Here is a 1,283-nt window from a genome sequence, read left to right on the forward strand (position 1 = left end):
AGATGGGGTGGTTGCCGTCCTCCCCGCACGGCATCGCAATGTGCCAGAATGGTCGTTGGAAGAAACGACTGCGCGAAAGGACGGCAGATGAAGGATACAGTGATAGGCGTTGATCTGGCAAAGAACATTTTCCAGGTTCATGGAGCTTCGCGTGCGGGCGAGGTGATGTTTCGCAAAAAGCTGCGTCGTCAGCAGTTTATGCAGTTCATGGCCACGCAGCCGCCTGCTCTGGTCGTTCTTGAAGCGTGCGGGAGCGCGCATTACTGGGCTCGCGAACTGGCAGGAGCTGGTCACGAGGTCAGACTGATCGCTCCGCAGTATGTGAAGCCTTTCGTGAAGCGCCAGAAGAACGATGCTGCTGATGCGGAAGCGATCGTCATTGCGGCCCGTCAGCCGGAAATGCGCTTTGTCGAACCACGCACTGAAGCGCAGCAGGCGCGTGGCGTTCTTTTCCGGGCCCGGCAGCGTCTGGTGCACCAGCGCACGGAACTGGTGAATGCCCTGCGTGCCGTTCTGTATGAATTCGGTCTCGTCGTGCCACAGGGGATTGCGCATATCAGACACATTGAAGCCATGCTGGATGAGGCGGTTCTGCCAGAGGCTGTGAAGCAGGAATGCCTTGATCTGCTGCGACAGATTTCGGAGCAGAGTGTGCGGATTGATGTCAGAACAAAGAAGATCAGGATGCTTGTCCAGGAAAGTGAAAACACCTGCAGATTGCAGAGCATGCCTGGAGTGGGTCCTCTGACCGCTCTTGCGATTGAAGCTTTTGCGCCTGACCTGCAGAGCTTCCGGCGCGGGCGCGACTTTGCTGCGTGGCTGGGGCTGGTGCCCCGTCAGTTCTCATCTGGCGGAAAGGAAAGGCTGGGGAAGATATCAAAAGCCGGGCAGGCTGATATCCGCAGGCTTCTCATCATGGGCGCCATGACCCAGGTGAACTGGGCCAGCCGTAAGGCCCCTGCACCGGGAAGCTGGCTGGCACGGATGCTGGCCCGCAAGCCCCGTATGCTGGTAGCCATTGCGCTGGCCAACAGGATGGCACGAGCCATCTGGGCCATGGCAACAAAACAGGAGGATTATCGGGATCCGGCCCTGTCCGTGGCAGCCTGAGCGATGGCTCGGCTCCCGCGGATGGAACCGGTAGGGGTGTGAGAGGGCGATGACCTGAATGGGCGCATGATCGTCTGATCCGGATCGGAAAAACCAGTGGATTTCTCTGTGCTTTAAAGCACGCCTGTGAGATTTGGATCTGATCCGCTGATCACCATACTGGCCAGTGGCTT

The 1,283-nt window shown here is 58.5% G+C and carries 1 protein-coding gene; it reads left to right on the plus strand.

Annotated features, from left to right (window positions below; all coding sequences use genetic code 11):
* Positions 1 to 87: 87 nt before the first annotated feature.
* The gene (locus GEU01_RS19975) at positions 88 to 1,110 is read left to right on the plus strand and encodes an IS110 family RNA-guided transposase (RefSeq protein ID WP_019086379.1); all 1,023 of its coding nucleotides are present in this window, start codon (positions 88 to 90) and stop codon (positions 1,108 to 1,110) included.
* Positions 1,111 to 1,283 lie beyond the last annotated feature (173 nt).

The organism is Komagataeibacter europaeus LMG 18890 (genome assembly GCF_000285295.1).
Taxonomy (GTDB): Bacteria; Pseudomonadota; Alphaproteobacteria; order Acetobacterales; family Acetobacteraceae; genus Komagataeibacter; species Komagataeibacter europaeus.